Origin of the sequence: Flavobacterium sp. FlaQc-52 (assembly GCF_044007495.1) — a bacterium.
GTDB lineage: Bacteria > Bacteroidota > Bacteroidia > Flavobacteriales > Flavobacteriaceae > Flavobacterium > Flavobacterium cupriresistens.
Window position 1 is genome coordinate 1 of record NZ_JBIPCV010000036.1, and the last position, 844, is coordinate 844.

At 33.1% G+C, this 844-nt stretch carries 1 protein-coding gene; it reads right to left on the bottom strand.

The features are described from left to right. Positions 1 to 39: 39 nt before the first annotated feature. Positions 40 to 844 (bottom strand): IS110 family transposase (locus tag ACHRV5_RS22360; protein WP_395428334.1); only part of this gene is annotated, 805 nt, incomplete at its 5' end.

Here is an 844-nt window from a genome sequence, read left to right on the forward strand (position 1 = left end):
CTCGAAATGAACTGTGTTTAAAAGCAAATTTATTTTTAATTATTTAGATAAATAAAACTCATTTTTTGATGCTAAAGCAAACGCTTGTTTAAGTAGTTTGTTTGCTACAGCAATTAAAGCTATTTTTTTCGCTTTCCCCTTTTCGACTAATCGATCATATAATTCTTTGCAAGCGGTATTATATTTTTTTGCAGACCACGAACAAACATATAACATCGCCCTTATTCTGCTCATACCCATTTTACAAATTTTCGACTTTCCTTTTACGCTCGTTCCAGATTCGAAAATGCGAGGACTTATTCCAACGTAAGAACTCAGTTGTCTGGCATTATTAAATTTTGTGAAGCCGCCACTTATTACAATTAACAACATAGCGGTTTTGCGTCCTATCCCAGGTATGCTTTTTAATTGTTTAAAGAGTTCATTATGATGATCCTTTATAATTGCAATCATTTTATTCTCAATAAAGGCAATTTCAATTTCCAATGAGTTGATCATTTTTTCTAAACTTTCCTTTAATGCCAAGCTTTCTACAGGATTCTGTTTAAAAGCCTCTCGCTGTCTTATAAAGCCTGTTCTGGATTTATTCATTTGCTCGACGTAAGCTTGCATTTGTTTTATTTCCAAGACATAATCTGCTTCGGGCTGCCATAAATTGGGAGTTTGACTCTTTCCATATTCAGCGATAATTATAGCATCTTTTTTATCTGTTTTCGTTCGTGACATTCGCATTTGACTAAAACGTCTGATCACTAAAGGATTTATTACACAAACTGATATTTTTTTATTAGACAGAAAGGTGGCTAATCTTAAATAATAAGGACCACTGGCTTCCATTACACAT